This is a genomic window from Candidatus Neomarinimicrobiota bacterium (assembly GCA_041862535.1).
GTDB lineage: Bacteria > Fidelibacterota > Marinisomatia > SCGC-AAA003-L08 > TS1B11.
Window position 1 is genome coordinate 1 of sequence record JBGVTM010000380.1, and the last position, 4,429, is coordinate 4,429.

5 protein-coding genes are annotated in these 4,429 nt (G+C 56.5%); all 5 read left to right on the top strand.

What is annotated here, in order from left to right:
* Positions 1-261: GMP synthase (glutamine-hydrolyzing) (locus ACETWG_13665; protein MFB0517629.1), on the top strand; the 261-nt coding region annotated here is incomplete at its 5' end.
* Positions 262-352: 91 nt separating this feature from the next.
* On the top strand, positions 353-1,090 hold the full coding sequence (locus ACETWG_13670; protein MFB0517630.1) for a polyphenol oxidase family protein: 738 nt from the start codon (positions 353-355) through the stop codon (positions 1,088-1,090).
* A gap of 18 nt (positions 1,091-1,108) precedes the next feature.
* Positions 1,109-1,879, top strand: coding sequence for an undecaprenyl-diphosphate phosphatase (locus tag ACETWG_13675; protein MFB0517631.1), 771 nt, complete (start codon positions 1,109-1,111; stop codon positions 1,877-1,879).
* Positions 1,880-1,961: 82 nt separating this feature from the next.
* The gene (locus ACETWG_13680) at positions 1,962-3,431 is read left to right on the top strand and encodes a sodium/proline symporter (protein ID MFB0517632.1); all 1,470 of its coding nucleotides are present in this window, start codon (positions 1,962-1,964) and stop codon (positions 3,429-3,431) included.
* A gap of 6 nt (positions 3,432-3,437) precedes the next feature.
* The gene (holA, locus tag ACETWG_13685) at positions 3,438-4,412 is read left to right on the top strand and encodes a DNA polymerase III subunit delta (protein MFB0517633.1); all 975 of its coding nucleotides are present in this window, start codon (positions 3,438-3,440) and stop codon (positions 4,410-4,412) included.
* The last annotated feature ends 17 nt before the right edge of the window (positions 4,413-4,429 follow it).

Sequence of the window (4,429 nt, forward strand, 5' to 3'; positions counted from 1 at the left end):
GAGTACCAGCGCATCTGGCAGGCCTTCGCCGTGTTGGTGCCGGTTAAAACCGTGGGGGTCATGGGGGATCAGCGGACCTACGAGCATCTGTTAGCGCTAAGAGCAGTCACCAGTACTGACGGCATGACGGCCGACTGGTACCGGATGCCGTCGGAGATATTAAGTCTGTGCGCCAATCGCATTATTAATGAGGTTCGGGGTATTAACCGGGTGGTATATGACATCAGCTCCAAGCCCCCGAGCACCATTGAGTGGGAATAAAACGCCATTTATATTGCCGTCATGCGGGGTTGCCATGTGGATCAGCCCCGGAACCTGGCCAAAAGCGTGACGGTGGAGTGACATTCTCCCTTTGATCTGCCCACCAGCCACCCATTCCGGTCATTACGACTGTGATAACCAGACAGGCTGGTTCGATTTTGCTCCTTTGCTGGGAGGTGGGTCTGTGCAAGCGGTGCTCAGCCAGCGCAAAGGGGACTATGTTGGTGTGTCTCTGGCGGAGCGCCGTGATATTCTGGCCCGCCAGCGGGGACTCGCGCCCGAGCGAATTGCCGTTCCCCAACAAGTCCACGGTGGCAAGGTGGAGCTGGCTGTTGCCGGCATGGTGCATCCGGATACAGATGGCCTGATCACCAACGATCCCCGCATTGTATTAAGCCTGCAGGTAGCCGATTGCGCGCCGGTATTCTTATATCATCCGCCTACTCGTTTCCGGGGATTGGTGCACGCCGGCTGGCGAGGAGTGACCGTGGGGGTTCTATCAACCGGTGCCGACCTTCTGCAAGCCCGGGGCGTCGATCTGTGTCAGGTCGAGGTAGTTATCGGGCCGACCATCGAAATGGCCTGCTATGAAGTGGGACCTGAGGTTGTAGAGGCGTTTTCCCCGACGACGTGGCAGCCCCATTCCAATGGGCGTTTCACACTGGACCTGGTAGCCGTTGTCCGGGAACAGCTGATAGGGGCGGGCATAGCGGCAGCTAAGATCACCAGCGTGGACGTATGTACCTACTGCGACCCTCGTTGCCATAGCTACCGGAGGGAGGGGGAGCAAGCGGGCCGGATGGTGGCCTTTTATTACGTAAAGCCTTGACATGATCCGATGGAGAGCTTGAATACCCTTTTTCTGGGAATTTTGCAGGGGGCCACGGAGTTTCTCCCCATCAGCAGCTCAGGCCACCTGGTCATTGCCCAAGCCATACTGAAGGTCCAGTCGCCCGGGATGCTGGTTGAGATTGTGCTGCACCTGGGTACTCTTATCAGTGTCCTGATTTACTTTCGGCACGATCTCTGGAGGCTGGTGAGTGGCTTTTTCAGCGTTGGGAGCGCGGGCGTTGAGCCGCGCCGTGAGGTCGGATATCTGCTTCTGGCCACCCTCCCGGCGGCGGTGGTAGCCCTGACGCTGAGCGATGCCATCGAGGCGGCTTTTGAGAATGTGCTTTTCTGCGGGCTGATGCTCCTAGTAACCACGGCGGTCCTGGTCTCAACCCGCTGGGCCGTATTGCGGGAAGGGACAGGGCTGACCTGGATTAGCGCCCTGATTATCGGTGGGGCTCAGGCCATAGCGATTCTGCCCGGCATTTCCCGGTCGGGAATTACCATTGCTGCTGGCTTATGGTTGGGTTTGACGGGTGAGATGGCGGCCCGCTTCGCGTTTCTCCTGGCCATTCCGGCTATTTTGGGCGCCGGGGTGTTTAAACTTTTGGACTTACTTCAGGCACCGTCCCAATCCGGGCCTGGTCTGCTGTGGGGATTTCTGGCAGCGGCCCTGGTGGGCTATTGTGTTATTGCCTGGCTAATGAATATCCTCCGCAAAGGACGGTTACACTTTTTTGCTGGGTATACCCTCCTTATTGCTCTCATGGTTATTTTCTGGCTGTAATCCCCAGCGATCTGGGGGTGATTGCGTGCCGGGTCAACTATTATTAGTATTTTCATAGCATTCAGCAATTGGAGCAGTGGTTATGGGTCCTGTTGCCATCGGGTTTGGGGTCTACCTGCTGGTTATTTTTGCAGTCGGGATCGTCACAGCCCACCTGAATAAGACCTTGCCGGACTTTTTTCTGGCTGGCCGCAGGCTGGGTCCCTGGGTAGTGGCTTTCTCCGAACGGGCCTCGGCGGAAAGCGGATGGATGCTCTTGGGTCTGACCGGGCTGGCTTATGCCACGGGCCTTGGCGATCCTTCCGGCGCCAGGTTGGAGCCTGCCCTCTGGACGGGGATCGGTTGCGTCACAGGGGTGATCTCCGCCTGGCTGCTGGTAGCCCGACGGCTCAGAGAGGAAAGTGAGCGGTTGGGCGCCCTCACAGTACCCCGCTTTTTCGAACTGCGATTTCTGGGTCGGGATCCAATCATCCGATTTGTAGCCACCGGCATTATCGCTTTCTGCTTTACCTTCTATATCGCCGCCCAGCTTGATACAGCCGGCAAGTCACTGGAACAGACTTTCGGCTGGGTCCACTTCTCGGGCGTGTTGGTGGGAGCAGCTGTTATTGTATTTTACACTATTATGGGCGGCTTTTTTGCCGTGGCCTGGACTGATTTTATCCAAGGCTGGATCATGATCACTGCCCTGGTGGTCTTGCCGCTGGCCACGCTGGTCCATCTAGGCGGTGTGGGTGGCATGGCGGACCAGATCAACGCCATTGATCCCCGGCTGCTGACCGCGACCGGAGGGCGCAGCGGCTGGCGGCTGCTGGCTGGCATTCTAGGCGGTTTCGGCGTGGGAATCGGCTATCTGGGTCAGCCCCATCTCATGGCCCGCTATATGAGTATCAGATCTCCAAAGGATATTCGAGTTGCCCGGAGGATAGCCATTACCTGGAGCTTCTTCTCTTACGGTGGGGCGATCTTGATGGGGCTGGTGGCGCTGGCTTATTTTGGTGGCGGCCATTTTGATGATCCGGAGAAGATGATGCCCGAACTGGCTTTGACCATTTTCCCGGCCTGGTTTGCCGGTATTCTTATCTGTGGAGCCCTGGCCGCCTGTATGTCCACCGCTGACTCCCAGTTGCTGGTGACCACCTCTTCCGTGGCTGAGGATGTCTATCATGCTTCCCTGCATCCCGATGCGGACCAGAAGCATCTGGTATTTGTCTCAAGGCTGGTGGCCCTTGTAATCGGCATTCTCGCAATTGCCCTCTCCCAACTTCCCCGGTCCATTTTCGATAAAGTCCTTTTTGCCTGGGGCGGGCTGGGTGCCGCTTTCGGCCCGGCTCTGGTGCTAACCCTGTGGTGGCACAGGACGACCAGGAACGGTGTGCTGATGGGAATGCTGGCTGGCTTCTTCACCGTCATCATCTGGGACAACATTCCCTGGGGTGGCTACCTCTATTCCCTCGTGCCAGGCTTCGTAGTGGCCATGGTTATCAATCTGGTTGTAAGCTCACTTGAGTATCGGAAAAATCAAGTAACTGCAGCTACTGGAAGGGAATAACCTGAGATGCTCACCTATAGCGCTGCTATCCGGCAGGTTACGGCAGGTAGTGTGGCACCAGTATACCTCCTGGCAGGGGGTGATGCGTTCATGGAAGACTTTTTCATCGGTGAAGTGGCAACGCGCTTGCTGCCATCAGGCTCCAAAAAGGTGGTATTTTCTCTGGATGATGACAGTGCCGACGAGGTGTTGGCCGAATTGACGGCCTACTCGCTTTTTCAAGAGCGAGAGGTGATAGTTGTTCGCCAGGCCCAGCGCATTGCCGGCCAGGCCAGGAAAGAGCTACTCACCTATGCCAATAATCCCAATCCCGATAAATGCCTGCTGCTGGTTATAGAGGAATATCAAGCATCCAAGGGGCTACAGAAGGCCTTGGCGAGGTCCATACCGATTGTGGATACACGGGCGCCCTTCCCGGACAAGCTGCGGTCATGGGCCAACTATTACGCCAAGCGGCAGGGCTTTGTCATCCAACCCGAAGCCTTGGATCTGCTCACGGAGCTGGTAGGTGATACTGCCGGGCATGTAGTGAGTGAGCTGGAGAAGATTTTTACTCAGCTGCAAGAAGGTGATGCGGTCACTAAGGAGCTGGTAGCGGCTAATGTAGGTCCGGACAAGGCGTATCAGCTGTGGCATCTTCAGGAAGCGGTTGCCCAGCGGGAGACGAAGCGCTCCTTGAAAATTACCGTCTCGTTGCTGGAGTACGGCACTAATCCCACTCAGATCATAAGCGCCCTGGCAGGCTTATTTAGCCAGCTGCTGTTCATTCAAACCGGCACTACCGCGGATGGGGTGTATACCGGACTGAACAAAGCGGTGACATCGCAGCTTAAAGTCATGCCTGATATTTATACCGCCGGAGAAACAACCCGGATTTTGCGGAAACTCTTGGCCGCAGATGTGAGTTTGAAATCCAGCAATGTGGAACGGAACCAGGTATTGATTGCGCTAGTGGCAGATATTTGCAGGAGTGGGGCTTGATCTCCCATCAGTTCACT